Below are 24,144 nucleotides of genomic sequence, written 5' to 3' on the forward strand. Positions count from 1 at the left end.
GTACCGCCCCGGCGGCGCGCAACGGTGTCCCCCGTTCGCGGTAACGTGACCCCCCTATGAACGCCAATCCCGACGTGCGGCTCCCCGCCGTTTCCGTGATCATGCCCGTCCTCAACGAGGAGCGGCATCTGCGGGGAGCAGTCCAAGCGATCCTCGCGCAGGAGTACGCCGGCGAGATGGAGGTCGTGATCGCCCTCGGTCCGTCCACGGACCGCACGGACGAGATCGCCGCCGAGCTCGTGGCAGAAGACGCGCGTGTCCACACCGTCCCCAACCCCACCGGCCGTACGCCCGCGGCGCTGAACGCGGCGATCAACGCCTCCCGGCATCCGATCGTCGTCCGCGTCGACGGGCACGGCATGCTCTCGCCGAACTACATCGCGACCGCGGTACGGCTCCTGGAGGAGACCGGCGCGCAGAACGTCGGCGGCATCATGCACGCCGAGGGCGAGAACGACTGGGAGCACGCGGTCGCCGCCGCGATGACCTCGAAGATAGGGGTCGGCAACGCCGCCTTCCACACCGGTGGCCAGGCCGGCCCGGCCGAGACCGTCTACCTCGGTGTGTTCCGGCGCGAGGCGCTGGAGCGGCAGGGGGGCTACAACGTGGAGTTCATCCGCGCCCAGGACTGGGAGCTGAACTTCCGCATCCGTGAGGCGGGCGGCCTGATCTGGTTCTCGCCCGAGCTGAAGGTGTCGTACCGGCCGCGGCCGAGCGTGAAGGCGCTCGCCAAGCAGTACAAGGACTACGGCCGCTGGCGGCACGTGGTCGCCCGCTTCCACGAGGGCTCGATCAACCTGCGCTACCTCGCCCCGCCGACCGCCGTGTGCGCGATCGGGGCCGGGATCCTGGTGGGCGCCCTGCTGACCCCGTGGGGCTTCGTGGTGCCCGGCGGCTACCTCGCGGCGATCGTCCTGGGCTCGGTCCCGGCGGGCAAGGGCCTGCCGCTGAAGGCGCGGCTGCAGATCCCCGTGGCGCTGGCCACGATGCACATGTCGTGGGGCTGGGGCTTCCTGACCAGCCCGCGGGCGCTGGCGCGCAAGGTCATCGCCTCCCGGCGCCCCGCGGTGCGCGCCGACGCCGCCGCGAACTGACCCGACGCGGACAGGGCCCCTCTCTGAGGCCAAGGCCCCTCCCTGAGGCCAGGACCCCCTCCGTGAGGCCAGGGCCCCCTCGCTGAGGCCAGGACCCCTCTGCTGACGGCCAGGGCCCCTTCCCTGACGGGGAGGGGCCCTCTCTCATGCCGCGGGCGTGCTCACCACTGGTAGGGCTTGTACACGTCCATGCACTCCGTCTTGTCCGCGGTCAGCGCGTCCGCGGACTCGGGCAGGTCGCCCGCCTCGGGCGCCTTCTGCTTCGGGTAGGTCGTGCCCTCCCGCCAGTCGCTGCCGATGGTCAGCGTGGTGGTCAGGGCGTCCGTGGCCCGCACCTGGCTGCTCGGGACGCCGACCGCCTTCGCCACCGACAGCGCGTTGGCCCGGCCCTGCTCGCCCGTGCTCTTCGGGTAGGTCACCAAGGTCCGGGCCTGCGGGTCCTGCCCGCTCGCGGCGACGGCGCGGGTGAAGCCCTCCTGCTGCAGCGCCGCCGCGATCGCGGCGGCCCGCTGGGGGACGGCGGCCCGCTGGTCACCGGCCGTGCCGTTGACGACGGAGACCGACAGCCCCGCGGCCGGCGCGGCGGCGGGCCCGGTGGCCTTCAGCGGGGCCGGGGACGGGCCGGCGTCCGTGGCCGTGCGCGCCTTGCCGCTCTTGTCGAAGGAGACGTCGTCGCGGAGCATCGCCCACAACTTGTCGGCGTCCTGCGGCCTGGGCACCAGGTGGTTGCGGTTCAGGGGGTCCTCGATCCACGGCATCGTCGTCATCGTGATGCGGTTCGTCGGGACCGACTTCAGCTGCATGCCGACGTCGTACAGCTCCTTGACCGTACCGATCTCCTCGGACACCTTCAGCGCCTTCGTCCCCGCCTCGGCCAGGCCCATCAGGCGGCCGGTGTCGGTGAAGACGTTCTGCTCCTTCAGCGTCCGGATCATCGCGTTCATGTACATGTGCTGCGCCTTGGCGCGCAGCGGGTCACTGCCCCAGGCGTGGCGGGTGCGCAGCCACTGCAGCGCCTCCTTGCCCTGCACCTTGTGCGTGCCGGCCTTCAGCTTCAGCCCGGAGCCGCCGCGCTCGCCGGACAGCGGCCGGTCCCACACGTTCTGGTTGACGCAGACCGGGACACCGCCGATGGCGTCCGCCATGTCCACCACTCCGGCGAAGTCGACCATCATCCAGTGGTCGATGTACACACCGGTCAGGTTCTGCCAGGTGGCGAGGGTGCAGCCCGGGCCGCCGCGCTGGAGCGTCTCGTTGATGATCGTGTTCTTCGCCGGGTACTTCTCCCCGGTCTCGGGGTCGACGCACGTGGGGATGTCCACCCGGGTGTCCCGCGGGATGCTCACCACGGACGCGCTCTCGCGGTCCGCCGAGACGTGCAGGAGCATCTGCACGTCCGCCAGGGGCTTGCTGCCGACGTTGTCCCTGCCGCCGCCGAGCTTGACGTTCTCCGCCGAGTTCCGGCTGTCGGAGCCGATGAGCAGGATGTTGAGCGGGGTCTGGCCCGCCGCGTTGGGACCGGTCTTCTTGACGTCGGACTCGCCGGCGTTGCGCTTGCCCTTGTCGATGTTGCCGTTGAGGTGGCGGTAGTAGAGGTATCCGGCGCCGGCCGTCCCGAGTATCAGGACCGACAGCACCATCGCGGACCAGCGCAGTATCCGGCGTCCGCCGCCGCGCCGCCCGCCGCGCCGACGGCCTCTGCCGCCTCTGCCGCCCTCGCCCCCGCCCGCGTCGGGTTCCGCCGTCCCCGGACGCTCGTCCTGGGCCGGGCCGCCCGAAACGCGCCGTGTGCCGCCCACGCGCACATCACTCTGCGCCATATCCCTGCCTCCCCACCCCACTGGCCGACCCACGGGTCTGCCCCGCGTCGTGTTCGGATCACGGGTGACCCGTGTCCGTCCGGACCACGGGTTCCCCCACTGCTCCGCCGGAGCACGGTCGTCCCCGCTTCTGGTTGGACCTCTGACATGCCCGGTCGGATGTACACCCGGTCGATTCGTCCGGGCTTGCTCCGTCCACCTGTGAGACGCAGGAAGGGACGGTCAGGTCACTTCGCGCACTGGACCTTGTCGGCCGTGGCCTTCTGCACCTCGTCCGGCACCTTGGCGGGAGTGGTGAGGGGCACCCCCGCCCCCTTGAAGTCCTTGCCGAGGGTCAGTGTCATCGCGGGCACTCCCTGGGAGTTGGTCACGCTCTCGCCCGGCTTCAGCGCGGATCCGGACAGGCCCATGATGGCGGCGAGCCGTCGCGCCTGGTCGGCCTGGTCGGGCGCGTACTCCAGCGTGGTCTTCGCCAGCGGGGCGGGCGCGTTGCCGGCGTTCTCCGACTTGGTCACGCCCTCCTGGACCTGGAGCCAGCCCAGGGTCTCCTGGGCGCTGCCGGCGACGGCGCCGCCGTTGAGGATCCGCACCCGCACCTCGGAGGCGTCCGCCTTGCTGCCCTTCAGCCGGGCGGCCTCGGCGGCCTTCTCCTTCTTCTTCTCCTGCTTGACCTCGGTCAGCGACACGTCGTCGCGGACCATCGCGAACAGCTGCTGGGCCTGTGGTTCCTTGAGGACCACCGTGGCCTTGACCTTCTCCGCCGGGTTGTCGTTGACGGGCACGGTGGCGAACGTGAGGTTCTTGGTGTCGAACTTGCCCAGTTCCGCGCCCAGATCGGCCAGCTTCTTGATCGTGCCCAGCTGCGAGTCGACGGTCAGCGCCTTGGTGGCCGCCTCGGCCAGCTTGAACATCTTCTGCGGGCTGGTGAGGGTGTCGTTGGACTTCAGCTTGCGCAGCATCGAGCCCAGGAACTGCTGTTGCAGCTCGATCCGGCTCAGATCGCCGCCCAGGCCCACGGAGTGCCGGGTGCGGACGAAGGCCAGGGCCTCCTCGCCCTCGATCGTGTGCTCGCCCTTGGGCAGGTCGAGCTTGGAGTCGGGGTCCTTGATGTCCTTGGCCAGACAGACGTCGACCCCGCCCACCGCGCTGGTCAGAGTCTTGACGGCGTTGAAGTCGGCCACCATGAAGTGGTCCATCTTCAGGCCGGTGAGCTCGGTGATCGTACGCATGGTGCAACTCGGCGTACGGTCCTGCTGCCCGAGGCTGTTGTTGAAGCGGGTGCGCTGTGTGCCCGGAATGACCTTCTCCGAGCCGTCGTCCTGCGTCGTCGGGCAGTCCGGGATGTCGGTGATCAGGTCGCGCGGGATGCTCAGCACCGTCGCGTTCGTACGGTCCTTGGACACGTGCAGTACGAGCGTGGTGTCCGCGTGGCCGGCGCTGTCCTTGTCTCCGTAGCCCGCGTTGCCCTTGCCGGTGCGCTTGTCGGTGCCGACCAGCAGGATGTTGATCGCGCGGTCCTTGCTGAACCCGCCGGTGCCGGCGCCGTCGTCGGAGACGGACGTGATGTTGTCGTTGAGGTGCTCGTAGTAGAGGTACGCGGCCGCGCTCGTGCCGACGAGAACGAAGGCCAGGGTGCCGCCGGTCCACAGCAGGACCTTCTTGCCCTTCCCCTTCTTCTGCACGGGACGGCGCCCGCGCCGCCCGGCGGCCGCCTCGGTGGGGGCGCCGGTGCGTCTGCGCGGGGAGGCAGCCTCACCGCCGGGTGCCGCGGTCCCGGAACGCCGGACGGGCTGGGTCCCGCGGGCGCGTGCCGTACCGCCCGCCCCGGCCGGGCCGCGGCCACCGGAACCACGGGGGCCGGGGACGGACGACTGCGCTGCGGAAGGGGCCAGTCGCAGTTCGTATTCGCCGGTGTTCGGGTTGAGTACCCACTGGTCTGCGGGATCGACGTCGTCCGCCCGCCCACGGCCTTGCGCGTCCACGGTTGCCTGTTCCTCCGTCGGGCCACGCGGCGCCCTCCCCCGGAAGGCGCACGGTGCTGGTCAAGCAGCGCACTCCTCCAGGACGGAGCTCGTGGGGGAGAGCACTGGATCGCACACACTATCCGCACACTTCGGCGTCAAGCGACGTGGGTGAGAAATTGCACGTTCTCACAACTGGGCAATTCCGCCCATTTGTTTGAAGGAAATTCGGCGAACGCGAAGGACATGCGTCTCACTTGGCGCACTCCACCTTGTCGGCGGTGGACTTCTGCACCCCCTCCGGTGCCTTCGTGGGCGCGGTGAGGGGGACCCCCGCCCCTTCGAAGTCCTTGCCGAGGGTCAGCGTCATCGCGGGCAGCCCCTGGTCGTTGGTCACGCTCTCGCCCGGCTTCATCGCGGACCCGGACAGACCCATGAGGTCGGCGAGGCGGCGGGCCTGGTCGGCCTGGTCGGGCGCGTACTCCAAGGTGGTCTTCGCGAGGGGGGCGGGGGCGTTGCCCGCGTTCTCGGACTTGGTCACGCCCTCCTCGTTCTGCAGCCAGCTGAGGGTCTCCTGGGCGCTGCCGGCGACGGCACCGCCGTTGAGGATCCGCACCCGGACGTCGGAGGCCGGGGCCTTGGTGCCCTTCAGGCGGGCGGCGACCGCGGCGGCCTCCTTCTTCTTCTGCTCCTTGACCGCGGTGAAGGAGACGTCGTTCCTGATCATGTCGAAGACCTGCGGGGCCGTCGACTCGTTGAGCACGACGGTGGCCTTGACCTTCTCCGCCGGGTTGTCGATCACCGGGACGGTCGTGAACGTCAGGTTCTTGGTGTTGAGCTTGCCCAGCTCCAGGCCGAGGTCCTTCAGCTTGCCGATGCTGTCCAGCTGCGAGTCGACGGTCAGCGCCTTGGTGCCCGCCTCGGCCAGGTCGAGCATCTTCGACGGGCTGGTGAGGGTGTCGTTGGACTTCAGCTTGCGCATCAGCGCGCTCAGGAACTGCTGCTGCAGCCCGATCCGGCTCAGGTCCCCGCCGAAACCGACGGCGTGCCGGGTGCGCACGAAGGCCAGCGCCTGCTCGCCCTCGATGGTGTGCATGCCCTTGGACAGCTTCAGGTGGGAGTCCGGGTCGTCGAGGTCCTTGCCCACACAGACCTCGACCCCGCCCACCGCGCTGGTCAGCGTCTTGACCGCGTTGAAGTCCGCGACCATGAAGTTGTCCGGCTTGACCCCGGTCAGCTCGGTCACGGTCCGCATGGTGCAGCTGGGCGTCCGGCCGTCCTGGCCGAGGCTGGTGTTGAAGCGGACCTGCTGCGTGCCCGGGATGATCTTCTGGGTGCCGTCCGCCTGCGTGGTCGGGCAGTCCGGAATGTCGGTGATCAGGTCGCGCGGGATGCTCAGCGCGGTCGCGTTCGACCGGTCCTTGGAGACGTGCAGCAGGATCGTGGTGTCGGCGTGCCCGACACTGCCCGCGTCGCCGTAGTTGGCGTTGCCCTTGCCGGTGCGCTTGTCGGTGCCGATCAGCAGGATGTTGATCGCCTTGTCCTTGCTGAAGCCACCGGTGCTCGCGCCGTCGTCGGAGACGGATGCGATGTTGTCGTTCAGGTGCTCGATGTAGAAGTACCCGGCACCCGCTCCGGCGACCAGCACGAACGCCATCGCGCCGCCGGTCCACAGCAGGACCTTCTTGCTCTTCGAGGCCTTCTTCGCCGGGCGTCGTCCGCGCCGTCCCGGCAGTGGCTCCTCGGGCGCCCCGCGGCGCCTGCGCTGCGGCGGCACCGCACGGCCGGGTGTCTCGGGCCGTGACCGGCCGGGCGTCTGCGCACGTCCGGCCGGCTCCGTACGTCCGCCCTCCCCCCTGCGGCCGCGTGCGGGCGGGGCGGCCTCGGAGGGGCGGGGCCTGCGAGGGGAGGGGACGCCCGACTGCGGCGCCGAAGTGCCCAGTCGCAGTTCGTACTCGCCGGTGTTCGGGTTGCGCACCCACTGATCTGCGGGGTCGATGTCGTCCGCCCGCCCACGGCCTTGCGCGTCCACGGTTGCCTGATTCCTCCGTCGGGGGACGCGGCGCCTTCCCCCTCCTAGGCGCCCGGGTCTCGGTCACACAGTGCGCGACCTCGGGACCGTCCCCCGGGGCCGGGCGCACCGGATCGCTCACACTAACCGGCCCTTTCGGCGCAGGGCGACGACGGTGACCCATGCCACGTCTCCACACTCGGGCAATTCGCCCATTACCGGGTGGAGAGTTCCTTGCCTTGGAGTGGCCTTGGTGCCCGCTTTACTCGCAGGTGTCCTCTGCTGCCGTGTTCCCCCGATACGTCGGTGGAGGAGAAACGGTGACGACGGGAGAGAGGGAAGGGCCCGGACGTGCGGGTCCGTACGGCCCGTCGAGCGCACCGGAGAGGCTCGGCGGGGCGGAAACCGGAGGGCCGTTCCCCGCCACGACCAGGGGCGCGTCCGTACGCAGCCGCTCGAAGAGCCGGTCCGCCGCGGGCTCCACGAGTTGGTCGCGATTGGCGTCGTACGCATACGACTCCCGGGGGACGGTCAGGAATTGCACTTGTTCCATGGGGATGTCGCGCAGACCGCGCACAAGATCGTACAAACCGCGCAAGCTGGCCAGTGCCGGGTCGGTGGTGAGGGACGACGTGGCGGCGTCCAGCACCGGGTACAGCTTCACCGGGTTCAGCAGGACGTCATTGCTGCGTACCTTGTTGACGAGTGCCCCGAGGAACCGCTGCTGCCGCTCCATCCGCTCGGTGTCGCTGCCGTCGCCGAGACTCTTGCGGGCGCGGACGTAGCCGAGGGCCTGCTCGCCGTTCAGTGTCACGTGCCCGGCGGGCAGCCGCAGCTTGGCGGCCCGGTCGTCGATCGGCTCCCGCAGGCACACCTCGACGCCGTCGACCGCGTCGACCATCTTCTTGAAGCCGTGGAAGTCGACGACGACGTGGTGGTCGATGCGGATGTCGGTCAGCTTCTCCACCGTCCGGATGGTGCAGGCCGAACCGCCCACCTGGAAGGCCTGGTTGAACATGGCGAACCGGGGCGCGCTGCGGGACCCGTCCGGGCGCCGGCAGCCCGGCAGGTCCACCATCAGGTCCCGGGGGAGGGAGACGGCGGTGGCGCTGCCCCGGCCCGCGGACAGGTGCAGCAGGATCGTGGTGTCGGACCGCTCGCTACCGGAATCCCGCCCGTAGCGGGCGTTGCCGGTCCCCTCACGCGAGTCCGAGCCGATCAGCAGGATGTTCCGGGCGTCCTTGACCAGCGAGGTGGGCCGCTCCTTGTCGTACCGCGCGAGCTCGGCGGCGGCCGCCTCGTCGGGCGTGATGTTCCCGCTGAGCTTCGCGTACACGGCCCAGCCGGCCCCGCCGGCCGCCAGGAGGAGAGCCGTGACCGCGAACGCCGTGATGCGCACCCACCGCTGTCGGCGCCGCCGCACCAGCCCCCGCCCGCTGGCGGATGCCCCCGCGCCCGGACCGACCCTGTAGCCCACGGCAGCAACCACCCCTCCTGAACCGGGAACGCCCCGCGCGCACTGCTCCTACGACCATGGCGCGGATGGCGGACGGGGGGCGGGTGGGGATGGACCGAACGGGGGAGAAGCCGGGCCGCCGCCCTGCCGTGCCGCCCGGGGCCTGCTGTGCGGGGCGGGCGGTGGCCGTGTCGGCCCCTGCCGTGCGGGGCGGGGGCCTGTGCTGCGGGGGCGTGTCCGCCGGCGAGATGCGGCGCAGGCGGTCCGCCGCGTCCCGGCCGGTGGTCGTGATGTCTTCCGGTGCGCGGTGCCCAGCGTCAGCGGTCCGCCGTGCCGCGGGCGATCACCGTGACCCGTTCGCTTTCCACCCGCTTGTCCAGCACGCCGTCCCCGGCCTGGTCCAGGTGCCGGCACGGCCGCCGCCCTGCCGTGCTGCCCGGGGCCTGCTGTGCGGGGCGGGCGGTGGCCGTGTCGGCCCCTGCCGTGCGAGGCGGGTGCCTGTGCTGCGAGGGGGCGTGTCCGCCAGCGAGACGCGGCGCAGGCGGTCCGCCGCGTCCCGGCCGGTGGTCGTGATGTCCTCTGGTGCGCGGTGCCCGGCGTCAGCGGTCCGCCGTGCCGCGGGCGATCACCGTGACCCGTTCGCTTTCCACCCGCTTGTCCAGCACACCGGCCCCGGCCTGGTCCAGGTGCCGGCACAGCACCACGGAACCGCCGGTGGCCAGCGGCCCGAACAGCCCGGCGTTCAACCCGTCCCACGTGTCGTACGGCAGCCCCGACAGGATCCGCGACCCGGGCCCGGTCAGCCCCAGCTCCGTCGCCTCGGCCCGGGCCCGCTCGACCACCTCGGCCCCGCTGAACTCCCGCCCGGCCACGATCAGCGCGGGCCCCTCGGGATCCACGGGTGCGTAGGGCACGAACCGGTCACCCTGCCCCGGCACCTCCACCGCGTAGTCGGTGAAGCCCTCGGGCACCTGCGGGAACCGTCCTCCGAGGGGCCGCAGCGCCATCGCGATCCGCGAACCGGAGCACGCCCGGGCCTCCTCCAGCCGGTCCGGCCCGCTCACCACGACGTCGGCCGTCCGGGCCTCCCCGGACACGTCCGCGACGACTCCCACCGACGCGCACGCCAGCAGCCACACCGCCGTCTGCCAGTGCGCGGGCAGCAGCAGCGCCACCCGGTCCCCGGGCTCGACGGACAGCTCGTCCTGGAGGAGGTTCGCGGTCTTGGCCACCCAATTGGCGAAGGTGGCCACGGACAGTTCGACCCGTTCCCCCGTGGCGTCGTCGTAGAAGGTCACCAGGGGGCGTCCCGGATCCGCGGCGAGCGCGGAACCCAGCAGGTCGGCAGGGGTGCGATCGGTGGCGTTCACCCGCGCAAGCGTACGCAACGCACCGGCCCCCGCCCAACGGCCCGCCCGGCGCCGGGCCCTGGATCCGCCACCGGTTCGGCCGAACCGGAACCGATGGACCGTCAACTCCCAAATAGACAGACTTGTACGACTATGTCCAAGATCAGGGGCATGCGTGGATTCCTTGCTTCCTCGATCGGTGTCACCTGCGCGGCCGCTCTGGCCCTCTCCCTCACCCCTCCCGCCCTCGCGGCGCCGGCGAGACCGGCGCCGGCCGCGGGTTCCCCGGCCATGAACCCGGCCGAGCGGCGCGAGGCCGAACCGCCCGCCGCCGGCAGCACCCAGTCCCTCCCCCTCGAACCCCTCACCCGCCCGCGCGCCACTCCCTCCGGCGCCACCGAGCTGGGCCTGTCCCGCCGCGCAGTGCGTCACTTCTCCCTCGTCGGCGTCATCTGGGACGACCCCGACGCCGAACTGCACGGCCGGGTCCGGGTCCGCACCCGAGCCGCCGGCTCCGGCACCTGGTCGGGCTGGCAGGACCTGGACACCCACAACGCCGAGCACGCCGCCGACCGGGGCACCCCCGAGAGGGCCTCGGGCCGCGTCCGCGGCGCCACCGCACCGCTGTGGGTCGGCGACTCCGACGGCGTGGAACTCCGGGTCAGCTCCGAGTCCGCCAGCAGAGCAGCCGCCTTCCGCGCGCGCCCCGCGGACAGCCGCAACCTGCCGGCGGCGCCCCCGCTGCCCTCGGGCCTCCGCCTCGAACTGGTCGACCCGGGCAAGGCCGACACCACATCCCTCGGCGTCGGGGGCCCCCGGGCCGCCGACGCCCGGAACGCCGAATCCTCCGCCCTCGTGGAGGCCTCCGCCGCCAACGCCGGCCTCGCCCCCCTCGGCGCCCGCCAGATCACGGCACTGAGCCGCGCGGGGACCGAGCAGGAATACCGCGCCTTCAACGCCGCCGGGCTGACGGAGCAGCAGCGGCAGGCGAAGCCCTACATCGGCCCGCGCCCGGGGATCGTCACGCGGCGCGGCTGGGGTGCGAACGAGGGGTTGCGGGAAAGCGGCCTCCGGTACACGAAGAAGGTCAAGGTGGCCTTCGTCCACCACACGGCCAGCGGCAACAAGTACCGCTGCTCGCAGGTCCCGTCACTCATCCGCGGTATCTACCGCTACCACGTCAAGAGCATGGGATGGCGGGACATCGGCTACAACTTCCTCATCGACAAGTGCGGAAAGATCTACGAGGGCCGCGCCGGAGGCGTGGCGAAACCGGTCCTCGGCGCGCACACGCTGGGTTTCAACAGCAACAGCATGGGGATCGCCGTCCTCGGGTCGTACGGCACCAAGAAGCCGTCGAAATCCGCGGTCAAGGCCATCGCCCGGCTGACCGCGTGGAAACTCGGGCTGTACCGGATGAACCCGAAGGGAAAGACCTACCTGAAGTCGGCCGGCAGCAACCTCCACCGGAAAGGCAAGAAGGTTCGACTGAACGTGATCTCGGGGCACCGGGACGGCTTCCAGACCGAGTGCCCGGGACGCAAGCTCTACGGAAAGCTCGGCTCGGCCCGCTCCAAGGCGGCCCGCTACCAGGGCCGCTGAGCACACGTTCACCGCCGTCGGGGGGCAGCGGGCGGCACGCCGCACGGCCAACGAAGGCGCCACGGAACGATCTGCATACACTGACCGGCCGAAAGACAGTTCGGCCGGTCCCGGCAGGAAGCAGAGACGACACGTGACTGAAGCGATCCTCCTGGTCGGCGGCAAGGGCACCCGGCTGCGCCCCCTCACGGTGCACACGCCCAAGCCCATGGTCCCGGCGGCCGGGGTGCCCTTCCTCACGCACCAGCTGGCGAGAGCGAGAGCGGCCGGTGTCGAGCACATCGTCCTGGCCACCTCCTACCTGGCCGAGGTCTTCGAGCCGTACTTCGGCGACGGCTCCGCGCTGGGCCTGCACCTCGAGTACGTCACCGAGGAGGAGCCGCTCGGCACGGGCGGCGCCATCCGCAACGTCGCCTCCCGGCTGCACTCCGGCCCCGACGACCCGGTCCTGATCTTCAACGGCGACATCCTGACGGGCCTGGACATCCGGGCCCTGGTCGACACCCACGAGACGACGGGCGCGGACGTCTCCCTGCACCTCACCAAGGTCACCGACCCGCGCGCCTACGGCCTGGTCCCCACCGACGACACGGGCAGGGTCCTGGCGTTCCTGGAGAAGCCGCAGACCCCCGAGGAGATCGTCACCGACCAGATCAACGCGGGGGCGTACGTCTTCCGCCGCTCGGTCATCGACTCGATCCCGCTGGGCAGGCCGGTGTCTGTGGAACGGGAGACCTTCCCCGGCCTGCTCTCGGCCGGCGCGCACCTCCAGGGCATGGTCGACTCGACGTACTGGCTGGACCTGGGCACCCCGGCGGCCTTCGTCCGGGGCTCGGCGGACCTGGTACTGGGCCGGGCCCCCTCGCCCGCCGTCCCCGGCCGCTGCGGCGACCGCCTGGTCCTGCCCACGGCCCGGGTCGCGTCCGACGCGAAGCTGGCGGGCGGCACGGTGGTCGGCGAAGGCGCCTTCGTCGCCGAGGGCGCGCGGATCTTCGGCAGCACGATCCTGCCGGGCGCGGTCATCGAGCCGGGCGCGGTCATCACCGACTCCCTGATCGGCACCCGGGCCCGCGTCGGCCAACGCTCGGTCCTCACCGGCACGGTCATAGGGGACGGCGCGGTGATCGGCCCCGACAACGAACTCCTGGAGGGCGCCCGCATATGGTGCGACGCCCGCATCCCGGCAGGAGCGGTCCGCTTCTCGTCGGACCAGTAGGGGGACAGGGGGCGGGTGCACCCGACTCCGCCCCTCACCCAGCTGCGGGCATGCGTGCCGCCGCCCTCTCCCCGCCCAGCTGCGGGCATGCGTGCCGCTAGGGGCGGCACGGGTGGGCGTGGGGGGTCCCCCCTGCTCGAGCGAAGCCGAGAGCCTGGGGGAGGCACCTCGTCGCGCCGAGCTGCGCACCCACCCGCCCCCAGCACCAGCGCCGAGCACCCGGAAACGGGTCAGCTCCTCACAGCTGCCCGATATCCCACCGAGGCATCTTCGGCGCCCGCCGCGCCGGCACCCTCCCGCTCAGCAGAATCAGCCGGGCCGCCCGATGCCGCTGCCCCGCATACGGCTCCAGCAGCTCCAGCATCGCCGCGTCGTCCGCATCCCGGTCCCCGGCCAGCGCCCACCCCACGATCCCGGGCAGATGCAGATCCCCCACCGTCACCTCGTCCGCCGCCCCGTGACTGCGCTGCACCGTCTCCGCTGAGGTCCACGGCCCGATCCCCGGCACCAGCTCCAGCCGTGCCCGAGCCGCTCCGGGCTCCATCCCCACGGCCTGCTCCAGCCGCGCGGCGACCCGCACCGCACGCAGGATCGTCGACGCCCGCTTGTTGTCGACCCCGGCCCGGTGCCACTCCCACGACGGGATCAGCGCCCACGTCCGCGGGTCCGGCATCACGTACATCCGCGCGGGCGCCGGCCCCGGCGCCGGCTCCCCGAACTTCCGCACCAGCAGCCGCCACGCCCGGTACGCCTCGTCGGTGGTGACCTTCTGCTCCAGGATCGACGGGATCAGCGACTCCAGCACGAGTCCGCTGCGCGTCAGCCGCAACCCCGGCCGCCGGTGCCGGGCCGACGCCAGCAGCCGGTGCCGCGGCACGAACGCCGACGGATCGTCCGCGGCCCCGAGCAGCTCCGGCAACCCCTCCAGCAGCCACTGGGCCCCGGGCCCCCAGGCCTCCCCGCGCACCCCGCCGCCGTACGCGCACACGCGCAGGGTCCCGGGCCCGGCCGGGGTGAGACTGGTGCGCCACACGGACCCGTCGGGGGTCGCCCGGAACGTCGGGTCGCCGGGCCCGCGCCGCAGCGGCCCGAGCACCAGGCCGAGGTCCAGCGGCCCGTCCGGCACCCATTCCCGCACCCGGCCCGGCCCCGTCGCCTGCCGCGGCACACCCGGGGGCACGGCGACATGCCCACCGCGCACTGTCGTGGGGGTGGGTCGCTGAGCGAACCGTCCTGCCATGAATGACGTCCTGGGATCCGTGAGGAGGAGGAGTGGCCCTACGAGCCTAGGCGCCGGCCCGGCCCTGTCACCGCACCTCGATGAAAGCCCCCGCGTCCCGCTCGGGCCGCGGCCGCGGTTCCCCGTCCGGATGCCCGACCGCCACCGCCCCCATCGGGTCCCAGTCCGCCGGCAGGTCCAGCGCCTCGCGCACCACGTCCCGGCAGAACATCGTCGACGAAACCCACGCCGAACCCAGCCGCTCCCCGGCCAGCGCGACCAGGAAGTTCTGCACGCCGGCACCGGCGGCGACCACGAACATCTCCCGCTCGGCGCCGTCCCGCCGCGGGTCGCCGTACGTGTGGGAGCCGTCCATGACCAGGCAGGGGACGACGAGGTAGGGCGCGTTGCGCAGCACGTCCCCGCGCCGGACCCGCTGGGCGATGGACTCCTCGCTCTTGCCGTCCCGCCGCAGGTCGGCGATCCACGCGTCCCGCATGGCGTCGAGCAGCCGCGTCCGCGACTCCTGCGACTCCAGCAGCACGAACCGCCACGGTGTCGTGTGGTGCGGCGCCGGGGCGGTCACGGCGGCGGCGACGGCCCGCCGTACGGCACCGGCGTCGACGGGCTCGTCCGTGAAGGACCGGACCGTGCGCCGCTGGGTCACGGCCAGCCGGACCGCCTCCGAGGTGCCGAGGCGGAACATGTCGTCGCGTGCGCCGCGGACCATGGCCCGCGCTCCCTCGCCGTCGTCGCCCCGCGCGACCAGGTGCCCGAGCCCGCGCACCACCGCGACGGGCAGCCCGGAGGCCTTGCCCTTGACGAGGTCGCCGGCGGCGGCGAGTTCGTCGGCGGTGGCGACGACGGTGGCACTGAGCGGATTGCCGTACGCGTCCGTGCCGCCGCGCAGATCGTCGAGCACGCACACCCCGGCGGCGCCGATCGCGACGTCCGTGAGGCCGGAGCGCCAGGGCCGGCCGAACGTGTCGGTGACCACGACCCCGACCTCGACGCCGAGGGTGTCGCGCAGTCCGTCACGGATGGCGCGGGCGGAGGCGTCCGGGTCCTCGGGCAGCAACAGCACCGTCCCGGACGGGGTGTTGGACGCGTCCACCCCGGCCGCGGCCATGACCAGGCCCTGCCGGTTCTCCACGATCCGCAGGGCGCCGCGCCGGGCCACCACCCGGACCGTCTCCGCGTCGATCGCCGCCTCCCGGTCGGAGGCCCGGACGACCCGGCCCTCCGCCTTGGACACGATCTTGGAGGTGACGAGCAGCACGTCCCCGTCGGCCAGGCCGGGCTCGGCGGCCGCGATCAGCTTCGCCAGGTCGTCCCCGGCCGCGACCTCCGGTATGCCGTCCAGAGCCCACACCCGGTATCCGGCGTCTCCCCGCGCATCACCGCTCACGCTCCCCGCACCTCCTCGGCCAGCGCCAGCGCCTCCTGGGCCATCCGCGCGGTCGCGTCGACGTCGCTCATCATCAGCGGCACGGCCCGGCAGCGGATCCCGGCCGCCTCGACCCGCTCCACCGCCCCGGCGTCCACCGAGTCGACGAGCCAGCCGTCCAGCAGGCCCGAGCCGTAGTGCTCGGCCACCGCCGTGGCGGTCGACTCGACGCCCACGGCGGCGAGCACCTTGTCGGCCATGCCCCGCACGGGCGCGTCACCGACGATGGGGGAGAGGCCGACGACCGGCACCCCGGCGTCGGCGATCGCCTCGCGGATGCCGGGCACGGCGAGGATCGTGCCGATCGACACGACCGGGTTGGACGGCGGGAAGAGGATCACGTCCGCCTCGCCGATGGCCTCCAGGACGCCGGGGGCGGGCTTCGCCTGGTCGGCGCCCACCGGCACGACCGCCCGGGCGGGCACCGAGGCGCGCATCCGCACCCAGTACTCCTGGAAGTGGATCGCCTTGGTCTCGCCGTCGATCTCGACGGCCACATGCGTCTCGACGCGGTCGTCGGACATGGGGATCAGCCGCACGCCCGGCTTCCAGCGGTCGCACAGCGCCTCCGTCACCGCGCTCAGCGGGTATCCGGCGCCGATCATCTGCGTCCGCACGATGTGCGTGGCGAAGTCGCGGTCGCCCAGGCCGAACCACCCGGGCCCGACGCCGTAGGCCGCGAGCTCCTCTTTGAGGTGGAAGGTCTCGTCGGTACGCCCCCAGCCCTGCTCCTCGTTGATGCCGCCGCCGAGCGTGTACATCACCGTGTCGAGGTCCGGGCAGACCTTCAGCCCGAAGAGGTGGATGTCGTCCCCGGTGTTGCCGATGACCGTGATGTCCGCGTCCGGGACGGCCCGCTTCAGACCACGCAGGAACCGGGCACCGCCGATGCCGCCTGCCAGAACCACAATGCGCATGGGCGACAGTCTTGCAGGCGGCTACGACATCCGGGTCAGGGAGCCACGGCACCCGGCAGGGCTCGCGCCTCGCAGTGCGGGGCCGTGTGCATCGGCATCTCGGTGAGGCCCGGGTAGTAGACGTGCAGGCTCACCGCCGGCTCCAGCGCGTCGTTCACCACCTCGTGCACGTACCCCGGCGCGAACACGCGCTGCGCGCCCGCCCGCAACGCGCGTGTGCCCCGTTCCGTGCGCTCGGTCAGCGTGCCGTCCAGGACGGTGAGCACACCGGAGGAGCGGCCGTGGTCGTGCAGCCCGCTGCCCTGCCCCGGCACCCAGGACAGCAGCCACACCTCGTAGCCCGGGCCGGTACGCAGCCGGTGGTACCAGCGGCTGGTCGCGTCGTAGCGGACGAGGTGCTCCCACTGGGAGCGGTCCTCGGCGATGGAGCGGGCCAGGCCGACGAACTCGGCGACGGTGGCCGGGTGCTCGCGCGGGGTCTGCAGGAGGTGGGTGACTTCGAGGATGTCGCCGGCGATCTGGAGGTCGCTGTCGCTGTTCATGGGGTGTGTGGTTCCTCAGTGAAAGAAGGTCAGAGGGAACGGCGGCCGAGAGTCGGGTGGCTCGGCCTTCAGCTGGAGCGGGTGTGGCTCAACAGCTGGAACAGAGACAGCTACAGCGAGCGCGGGCAGCACCGTGGGACCCGGCGGTGCGGGTCGAGGTGAGTGCCAAGTTCGCGAGCATGCCCACAAGGACACCGGTTCACACCTTCACTGTCAACTCGACACCCGGTATGTGGGACGTGGTTCACCTCATCCGGTCGATCGCTCAGATGAAAGGTTTGTTCATGGCCCGCCCGGGACACATGGCGTCCATCCGGGCGCACAAACCCCGTTGCGTAGTCGTGATCCGACTGTGATCCGTTTCGCTTCGCCGTGCGTGTCGGAACGAGATCGAACTCCTGGGCGTCCTTGTTCGTACAGGGCTGCGGGGGGTCCGGCGGAAGAAGTGAGCCCTCGCGGGCTCTATCGGTGTGTCAGGTTTTATGGTGATTTGAACACTTTCCGCATGGGCTTGGTTCCGCAGAGTGAATAAGGGGCTCAATAGCAGATCTCGGCTTGACTCGCCCGGAGCAGCACACTTGTAATTTCACTCGTGTCGTTCAGCCGGAATCGGTAACGGCTAGATCACGGGGACGCGAAGACAGACGAGGGGCGCACATGACCGAGACGGTGCAGCAACTGCTGGTCGACGACGCGGACGAGGAACTCGGCTGGCAGGAGCGCGCGCTGTGCGCCCAGACCGACCCCGAGTCCTTCTTCCCCGAGAAGGGCGGCTCGACCAGGGAGGCCAAGAAGGTCTGCCTCGCCTGTGAGGTCCGCTCCGAGTGCCTCGAGTACGCCCTCGCCAACGACGAGAGATTCGGCATCTGGGGCGGCCTGTCCGAGCGGGAGCGCCGCCGGCTGAAGAAGGCGGCCGTCTGACCCCCCGGCCCTCTGCGTGAACGGCCCGTCGCCCATGGGTTATCCACAGGCGGCGGGCCCTTCGTTGTGCAGCCGATAGTGTGGTCGCTCGTCCGAGACGCCCCGCCGCACCCACCGGGCGCGGGCGTCCACCGCAGTCCACCGAACCGGGGCCCGTACCTCGATGTCCGTGCACAGCCACCCGGCAGCTCCCCACGACTCCGCTGCCGCACCTGAGTTCCCGCGCCATGTGGTGACCGCGGTCCTCGTCTCCCATGACGGTGCCCGCTGGCTGCCCGACGCGCTCGCCGGGCTCCTCGCCCAGGAGCGACCCGTCCAGTACGCGATGGGGGCCGACACCGGCAGCTCGGACGCCTCCGCGCAGCTGGTCACCGACGCGCTCGGCGCCGACCGGGTGCTGCACCTCGCCCGCCGCACCGGCTTCGGCCAGGCCGTCGAGGAGTGCGGCCGCACCGCCCCGGTCCTCACCCCGGACGAGCTGCCGTACCTCAAGCGCCCCAGCGGCTGGGACCCGGTCACGCGCTCGTGGCGCGACGACGCCTACGACCTGCCCGAGCTCCCGCACGGCGAGCCGGTCCAGTGGCTGTGGCTGCTGCACGACGACTGCGCCCCGGCCCCGGACGCCCTGGCCCAGCTGCTGCGGGTCGTGGACAACGAGTACGCACTGGGCCGCGAGGACGTGGCGGTCGTGGGCCCCAAGCTCCGCGGCTGGTACGACCGGCGGCAGCTGCTGGAGGTCGGCGTCTCCATCGCCAACTCCGGCCGCCGCTGGACCGGCCTGGACCGCCGCGAGCAGGATCAGGGCCAGCACGACCACGTCCGGCCCGTGCTGTCGGTGTCCACCGCCGGCATGCTCGTGCGCCGCGACGTCTTCGAACAGCTCGGCGGATTCGACCGGCACCTGCCCCTCATGCGCGACGACGTCGACCTGTGCTGGCGTGCGCACGCGGCCGGATACCGCGTCCTGGTCGCACCCGAGGCGGTCGTCCGGCACGCCGAGGCATCCAGCCGCGAGCGCCGCACGGTCGACTGCGTGGGCCGCACCGCGGCCTCCCCGCACAAGGTCGACAAGGCCGGCGCCGTCTACACCCTGCTCGTCAACTCGCGTACGGCCGTGCTCCCCTGGGTGATCCTGCGGATCGTGCTCGGCACCCTGCTGCGCACCGTCGCCTACCTCGTCGGCAAGGTCCCCGGGCAGGCCGTCGACGAGATCCGCGGCCTGATGGGCACCCTGCTCCGGCCCGAGCGGATCCTCGCCGGGCGACGCGGCAGAGGCGCACCCCGGATCGACAAGGGCGAGCTGCGGGCGCTGTTCCCGCCGCCCGGCGCGACCGTCCGCGTCACCGTCGAGCAGGTCGCGGGCAGCCTCGTCGGCCGCTCCGACCCGGAGGCCGCGACCGGCGCCGGACGGCACGGCAGCGCCGTCGAGTCGGGCCCCGGCGGCGACGACGCCGACTTCCTGGAGATCGAGCAGTTCGCCCGTCTCAAGCGCATCGCGCGCAAGCCCGGCCCGGTGCTCTTCCTCGTCCTGCTGCTCGTCTCCCTGGTCGCCTGCCGCCAGCTCCTCGGCGGCGGCGCGCTCGCGGGCGGCGCCCTGCTGCCCGCCCCGACCGACTCCGCGGAGCTGTGGGCGCGTTACCTGGACGCCTGGCACCCGGAGGGTGCGGGCGGCACCTCGTCCGCGCCCCCGTACGTCGCGCTCGTGGCGATGCTGGCGTCCCTGCTGTTCGGCTCGACCGGCCTCGCCGTCACCGTCCTGCTCGTGTGCTCGGTCCCGCTGGCCGGAGTCACCGCCTACTTCGCCTCCCGTCCGCTCGTCGAGTCCCGGCTGCTGCGCGCCTGGGCCGCCGTCGTCTACGCCTTCCTGCCCGCCGCCACCGGCGCCCTCGCCGGCGGCCGCATCGGCACCGCCGTCCTGGCCGCGCTGCTGCCGCTCATCGCCCGCGCCGCCATCGCGGCCGGCGGCCTGGCGAACTCCACCGGAGCGCGCGGCGGCTGGCGGGCGACCTGGGCATACGCGCTGCTGCTGACCATCACCACCGCCTTCACACCGATCGTGTGGCCCATCGCGCTGCTCCTCGGCATCGGGCTGCTGGTACTGCGCCGGAGCGACATCACGGCCTACGGGCTGCGGTTCCTCGCCCAGCTCGGCACACCCCTGCTGCTCCTGGCGCCCTGGTCACTGACCCTGCTCCCGTCCGGCTTCTTCACGGAAGCGGGCCTCGCCTACGGCCCCTCGGCCGCCTCCCCCCTCGACCTGCTCGGCGCCAGCCCCGGCGGCCCGGGCACCGTCAGCGGCCTCATGCTCATCGGCATCGTGCTGGCCGCCCTCGCCGCCCTGCTGCGCTCGGAACGCCAGGCGGGCATCTGGACGGCCTGGGCGGTCGCCCTGACCGGTTTCGTCTTCGCGGTCCTGTCCAACAGCTCCACCTGGGCCGGACCGGCGACCCTCGTCTACGGCATCGCCCTCCTGGCCGCCGCCACGCTGGGCGCCGACGGAGCACGCGCGCGCGTGGCCGAGCAGAGCTTCGGATGGCGCCAGCCGGTCGCCGTGCTGATCGCCTTCGCCTCGGCCGCGGGTCCCCTGCTCATCGCAGCCGGCTGGATGATCCGCGGCGCCGACGACCCCTTGGAGCGACGGGACCCGACCCAGGTCCCCGCCTTCGTCGCCGAGGAGAGCAGCACCCGGGACCAGGCCCGCACCCTCGTCCTCGACAGCGACTCCGCCGCCCGCGTCGGCTACATGCTGGTCCGCGGCTCAGGCGCCCGCCTCGGCGACGGCGAGATCGCCGCGGCCGACGGCGAGAACAGCGGGCTCGACAAGGTCGTCGCCAACCTCGTCGCGGGCTCCGGCGCCGACCAGGCCGACCAGCTCGGCGGCTTCGCCGTGCGCTACATCCTGGTCCACCGGGGCGCGCCCCGCGAGGTCACCCGCGTCCTGGACGCCACACCCGGCCTGAGCCGGCTCAGCCAGCAGGCCGGCGGCGCGCTGTGGCGCGTCAACCGCGAAGTCGCGCGCGCCACCATCGTCCCCGCCTCCGGCGCCGGCACCCCGCAGCCCGTCGCCGCCGGGCCCGTCGACATCCACACCACGATCCCGGCCGGCGCGGCCGGACGCGTGCTGCGCCTCGCCGACTCCGCCTCCGACGGCTGGACCGCCACCCTCGACGGCAAGCCGCTGACCCGCACCACGGTCGACGGCTGGGCCCAGGGCTTCCGGCTCCCCGCCACCGGCGGCACGCTGGACGTCACCCACGACGACCCGGTCGGCCACACGGCCTGGCTGTGGACGCAGGGCCTCCTCGCGGTCGTCCTCGTGGTGCTCGCCCTGCCCGGCCGGCGTCGCGACATCGACGACGACCTCCCCGACGAGCCGGCGGTCCCGGCCGAGGCCGTCACCGGCGAGGGCCGCCGCGCCCGCCGCCTGCGTGCCCAGGCGGAGGCCGAGTCCGAAGAGACCGCCGTCCCCGAGGAGTTCGAGCCCCCGCAGCCCCCGCAGCCCCCGGTGGCGGTGCCCCAGCAGCAGAACCACGGCCAGTGGGACGACGCCGGCTACCAGGGCAGCGGCGCGTACCAGGGCTACGGCGACCCGTACCAGAACGCCCCGTACCCGGCGGACGCCTACGGGCAGCACTACCAGGCGGACCCGTACCAGGACGGCCAGTACGACCCGTACGCCTACGGCGGCCAGGGCCAGACCCCGTCCTACGGCCATCAGGGATACGACCAGGCCTACGACCAAGGCCAGAACTACGGCACGCCGTACGACCCGGAGCAGCAGCACCACCCCCACGGCACGGGCAGTGAGCGTCCCGACGGGAGCCAGCAGTGAACCGCACCACCCTGTCCCTGATCGCCGGCACGACCGCGCTCGCCGCCGTCACCGGCTTCGCCGCGCTGTCCGCTCCGGACGACGCCCCGGGCCCGGGCACGGCCAAAGCGGCCGCCCAACTGCCCGTGGAGCGCACGAGCCTGCTGTGCCCGGCGCCCAGCACGTCCGACCTCGCCGAGACGTCCTACACCTCCTTCACGCCCGTCACGAAGGGCACCGGGAGCGGCGGCAAGGCCGAACTCGGCGCGGCCACCCAGGAGTCGGCGGACGCGGCGCCCGACGGCAAGGACACGGGCGACGGCAAGTCCGGCGGCAAGGACGGCGGGAAATCCGGCAAGGACAAGCCCGCCGAGCCCGTGCTGACGCCCAAGGAGCCCGGCAAGCCGGTCACCGGCGACAGCTCCGGCGGCGACGCGCCCGCGCTCGTCGGGACCGCGGACGGCAGATTCGCGCCCGGCTGGACCGTCCAGGAGACCACCGAGGTCGCCGCTGGCACCGGGCGCGGCCTGCAGGGCGTCAACTGCACCGCCCCGGACACCGACTTCTGGTTCCCGGGCGCCAGTACGCAAGCCGACCGCACCGACTACGTCCACCTGACGAACCCGGACGACTCGGCCGCCGTGGTCGACATCGAGCTCTACGGCAAGGACGGCGCCCTGAAGTCCGCGGTGGGGGAGGGCATCACGGTCCCGCCGCACGCCGCCGAGCCGGTCCTGCTGTCCACCCTCACCGACGAGCGGCAGACCGACCTCACCGTGCACGTCAACGTCCGCAGCGGACGCGTCGGCGCCGCCGTGCAGGCCCTGGACGACAAGCTCGGCGGCGACTGGCTGCCGGCGTCCACGGACCCGTCGGGCAGCCTGGTGATGCCCGGCATCCCCAAGGACGCCACCTCCGTGCGCCTGGTCGCCTTCACCCCCGGCGACGCCGACGCGGACCTCAAGGTGCGCCTCGCCTCCCCTTCCGGGCTGATCACCCCGGCCGGACACGAGACCGTGCACGTCAAGGGCGGCATGACGACCGCCACCGACCTGGGTGACGTCACCCGCGGCGAGGCGGGCTCCCTGGTACTGACCCCGACGGACCGGTCCGTGCCGGTCGTGGCGGCCCTGCGGGTCGTGCGCGGCAAGGGCGACAAGCAGGAGACGGCGTTCATCCCGGCCACCCGCCCGGTCGGCACACGCGCGACGTCCGCCGACAACAGCGGCAAGGGCAGCACCCTTTCGCTGACGGCCCCCGGCGCCGCCGCCACGGTCAAGGTCACCGCCTCGGCCGGCAGCGAGGGCGGCACACCGGTGTCGAAGACGTACACGATCAAGGCAGGCACGACCCAGGACGTCGAGCCCCCGGTCCCCGGCGGCCTCAAGGGCACCTACGCGCTCACGGTCGAGCCGGTCTCCGGCGGCCCGGTCTACGGGGCCCGCACCCTGGCGGCGGACGAGGACGGCGTCCCCGCCTTCACCGTGCAGACACTGCCGGACGACAGGGGGACGGTGGCCGTACCGGAGGCGGACGAGGACCTGTCGGTGCTCCAGAGGTAGGCCGGCCATCTCTCCGGAAGCAGGCCGGCCGTCTCAGCCCTGGTCCTCGCCGTACCTCGGATCCACCGTCTCCGGCGTCAGCCCGAGGAGCTCGGCGACCTGCTCGACGACGACCTCGTGCACCAGCGCGGCCCGCTCGTCGCGCCCCTTGGTGCGGATCTCGACCGGCCGCCGGTAGACGACCACCCGGGCGGGGCGGCCGTCGCGCGCGCTGATCGTGCCCCCGAGCGGCACGGCCTCGTCGTTCCACGCCTGGCCCGGCCCGTCGAGCCGCGGCACCTCGAGGACCAGGAAGTCGATGTCCGCGAGTTGCGGCCACCGCCGCTCCAGGCGCTCCACGGAGTCCTGCACCAGATCGGCGAACGCCTCCGCGCGGCTGGCGGCGAGCGGCACCTGCGGCGGTGCGATCGGGCCGCGCATGCCCCGCCCGTGGCGATCACGGCGGCGGGGCCCGGGGGCGGCGGCACGGGGCGTTACGGGCTTGTCCATCACTGGTGAAGGGTAGTCCCCGCCGCGCCCCCACGCCCGGCACCGCACGACGGCAAGGGCGGCTTCCGGCCGCCGCCCTGGGGCATGTCGTTACATGACCATTCAAGCCAAGGTTGGACTGAAATCCGTATCCCGGCGAGAGCTGCGCCCTCACGGTATTTGAGGGTTTTGTGATGACTCTCGATCGTTTGCGGGGGCGATCTCCTCTTCGGGCGCCGATGTCCTGCCAGGTCAGGAAGGTGCGCCCGAAAGGGTGTGTGCGGCGTTTCACAGCACGACACGGGGGAGTGACCTGGTGGAGAGTCGTCGCGGCCCGCTCAAGAGTGCGGTACCGTCCAACATCGTGAGCCCTGTACGTCGCTGTTCGCGCACCGCCTGCGGCCGTCCCGCCGTCGCGACGCTGACGTACGTCTACGCCGACTCGACCGCGGTCCTCGGCCCGCTCGCCACCTACGCCGAACCCCACTGCTACGACCTGTGCGCCGAGCACTCCGAGCGCCTCACCGCCCCGCGCGGCTGGGAGGTCGTCCGGCTCCTCGACGGTTCGGCCCCGGCCCGCCCCAGCGGCGACGACCTGGAAGCGCTTGCCAACGCCGTGCGCGAGGCGGCCCGTCCGCAGGAGCGGGCGGCCGAGGCCGGCGGCGCGGGCCGCGGAGCCGACCCGAGGGAAGTCGCGCGGCGCGGCCACCTGCGTGTCCTGCGATCGCCCGACAACTGACCCCGCCGG

17 protein-coding genes are annotated in these 24,144 nt (G+C 72.6%); 7 read left to right on the top strand and 10 right to left on the bottom strand.

From position 1 onward, the window contains the following. Positions 1 to 56: 56 nt before the first annotated feature. Positions 57 to 1,094 carry a glycosyltransferase family 2 protein gene (locus tag AB0F04_RS16070; protein WP_362041882.1) on the top strand — a complete coding sequence of 346 codons (1,038 nt, stop codon included), beginning with the start codon at positions 57 to 59 and terminating at the stop codon, positions 1,092 to 1,094. 161 nt (positions 1,095 to 1,255) lie between these two features. Here the strand turns inward: AB0F04_RS16070 and AB0F04_RS16075 are convergent, their stop codons facing one another. From AB0F04_RS16075 to AB0F04_RS16095, 5 genes are all read right to left on the bottom strand, one after another. Beyond that, entirely contained in the window at positions 1,256 to 2,914 is a 1,659-nt protein-coding gene (locus AB0F04_RS16075) for an LCP family protein (protein ID WP_362041883.1), read from the bottom strand. 227 nt (positions 2,915 to 3,141) lie between these two features. After that, complete coding sequence (locus tag AB0F04_RS16080) at positions 3,142 to 4,896, bottom strand: LCP family protein (RefSeq protein WP_362041884.1); 1,755 nt, start codon at positions 4,894 to 4,896, stop codon at positions 3,142 to 3,144. A gap of 232 nt (positions 4,897 to 5,128) precedes the next feature. Further along, positions 5,129 to 6,907, bottom strand: coding sequence for an LCP family protein (locus AB0F04_RS16085; RefSeq protein WP_362041886.1), 1,779 nt, complete (start codon positions 6,905 to 6,907; stop codon positions 5,129 to 5,131). 241 nt (positions 6,908 to 7,148) lie between these two features. Continuing rightward, positions 7,149 to 8,375, bottom strand: a complete 1,227-nt coding sequence (locus AB0F04_RS16090; protein ID WP_362041888.1) for an LCP family protein — start codon at positions 8,373 to 8,375, stop codon at positions 7,149 to 7,151. Positions 8,376 to 8,941: 566 nt separating this feature from the next. Then, on the bottom strand, positions 8,942 to 9,712 hold the full coding sequence (locus tag AB0F04_RS16095; protein WP_362041890.1) for a TIGR03089 family protein: 771 nt from the start codon (positions 9,710 to 9,712) through the stop codon (positions 8,942 to 8,944). Between the two features lie 150 nt (positions 9,713 to 9,862). On the opposite strand from AB0F04_RS16095, the gene AB0F04_RS16100 reads away from it, so the two are divergent. Beyond that, positions 9,863 to 11,293 (top strand): peptidoglycan recognition protein, encoded by a 1,431-nt coding sequence (locus tag AB0F04_RS16100; RefSeq protein WP_362041892.1) that lies wholly within the window; start codon positions 9,863 to 9,865, stop codon positions 11,291 to 11,293. Positions 11,294 to 11,426: 133 nt separating this feature from the next. After that, positions 11,427 to 12,509 (top strand): NDP-sugar synthase, encoded by a 1,083-nt coding sequence (locus tag AB0F04_RS16105; RefSeq protein WP_362041895.1) that lies wholly within the window; start codon positions 11,427 to 11,429, stop codon positions 12,507 to 12,509. 238 nt (positions 12,510 to 12,747) lie between these two features. Here AB0F04_RS16105 and AB0F04_RS16110 read toward each other — a convergent pair whose 3' ends face one another. From AB0F04_RS16110 to AB0F04_RS16125, 4 genes are all read right to left on the bottom strand, one after another. Further along, positions 12,748 to 13,749, bottom strand: a complete 1,002-nt coding sequence (locus AB0F04_RS16110) for a DNA-3-methyladenine glycosylase 2 family protein (protein ID WP_362041897.1) — start codon at positions 13,747 to 13,749, stop codon at positions 12,748 to 12,750. Positions 13,750 to 13,816: 67 nt separating this feature from the next. Continuing rightward, complete coding sequence (locus AB0F04_RS16115) at positions 13,817 to 15,136, bottom strand: coenzyme F420-0:L-glutamate ligase (protein WP_362041899.1); 1,320 nt, start codon at positions 15,134 to 15,136, stop codon at positions 13,817 to 13,819. Continuing rightward, positions 15,133 to 16,092, bottom strand: a complete 960-nt coding sequence (gene cofD, locus AB0F04_RS16120; protein ID WP_362041901.1) for a 2-phospho-L-lactate transferase — start codon at positions 16,090 to 16,092, stop codon at positions 15,133 to 15,135. The genes AB0F04_RS16115 and cofD overlap by 4 nt, the downstream gene beginning before the upstream one ends. A gap of 35 nt (positions 16,093 to 16,127) precedes the next feature. Beyond that, on the bottom strand, positions 16,128 to 16,634 hold the full coding sequence (locus AB0F04_RS16125; protein WP_362041903.1) for a cysteine dioxygenase family protein: 507 nt from the start codon (positions 16,632 to 16,634) through the stop codon (positions 16,128 to 16,130). Between the two features lie 657 nt (positions 16,635 to 17,291). Here AB0F04_RS16125 and AB0F04_RS16130 point away from each other — a divergent pair. From AB0F04_RS16130 to AB0F04_RS16140, 3 genes are all read left to right on the top strand, one after another. Then, entirely contained in the window at positions 17,292 to 17,555 is a 264-nt protein-coding gene (locus AB0F04_RS16130) for a WhiB family transcriptional regulator (protein ID WP_010034659.1), read from the top strand. Positions 17,556 to 17,718: 163 nt separating this feature from the next. After that, positions 17,719 to 21,387, top strand: a complete 3,669-nt coding sequence (locus AB0F04_RS16135; protein ID WP_362041904.1) for a glycosyltransferase family 2 protein — start codon at positions 17,719 to 17,721, stop codon at positions 21,385 to 21,387. Next, entirely contained in the window at positions 21,384 to 22,928 is a 1,545-nt protein-coding gene (locus tag AB0F04_RS16140) for a DUF5719 family protein (RefSeq protein WP_362041906.1), read from the top strand. Before AB0F04_RS16135 ends, AB0F04_RS16140 begins: the two co-directional genes overlap by 4 nt. A 33-nt stretch (positions 22,929 to 22,961) precedes the next feature. On the opposite strand, the gene AB0F04_RS16145 is transcribed toward AB0F04_RS16140, so the two are convergent. Next, positions 22,962 to 23,417 (bottom strand): metallopeptidase family protein, encoded by a 456-nt coding sequence (locus AB0F04_RS16145; RefSeq protein WP_362041908.1) that lies wholly within the window; start codon positions 23,415 to 23,417, stop codon positions 22,962 to 22,964. A gap of 295 nt (positions 23,418 to 23,712) precedes the next feature. Between AB0F04_RS16145 and AB0F04_RS16150 the strand changes: the two genes are divergently transcribed. Then, on the top strand, positions 23,713 to 24,135 hold the full coding sequence (locus tag AB0F04_RS16150; RefSeq protein WP_362041909.1) for a DUF3499 domain-containing protein: 423 nt from the start codon (positions 23,713 to 23,715) through the stop codon (positions 24,133 to 24,135). Positions 24,136 to 24,144: the final 9 nt, after the last annotated feature.

Source organism: Streptomyces sp. NPDC029041 (assembly GCF_040637515.1).
Lineage (GTDB): Bacteria > Actinomycetota > Actinomycetes > Streptomycetales > Streptomycetaceae > Streptomyces.